The following is a 283-nucleotide window of genomic DNA, read 5'->3' as shown; positions in this document are numbered from 1 at the left end:
CATGGTGGAACTCGAGGCCCTCTCGGTGGCGGTGAACGGCTTTCCGATGGTGCTGCCTACCGCAGCCAATGCCCGTCTCATCGACGATGCCTTCGCCGCACGTGGCCCGGTCGATGTCGTGCACACCCACACCACCTACGGCGTCGCCATCGCCGGTATGAAAGCCGCACGGCGGCATCGGCTTCCTCTTGTGCACACCGCGCAGAGCCGCGACGACGCGTTCATCGAACACACCTCCCCCGCGCCTTATCCGGCGGCGCTGCTGATGCGAGCCCTGCACGGA

At 66.8% G+C, this 283-nt stretch carries 1 protein-coding gene; it reads left to right on the top strand.

The features are described from left to right. Positions 1-46: 46 nt before the first annotated feature. Positions 47-283 (top strand): glycosyltransferase (locus GV790_RS30050; RefSeq protein WP_256673620.1); only part of this gene is annotated, 237 nt, incomplete at its 3' end.

It is taken from the genome of Nocardia cyriacigeorgica (genome assembly GCF_010858045.1).
Taxonomy (GTDB): Bacteria; Actinomycetota; Actinomycetes; order Mycobacteriales; family Mycobacteriaceae; genus Nocardia; species Nocardia cyriacigeorgica_E.
The sequence above is the reverse complement of the archived record's forward strand: the minus strand, read 5'-3'. Positions and strand labels throughout refer to the sequence as shown.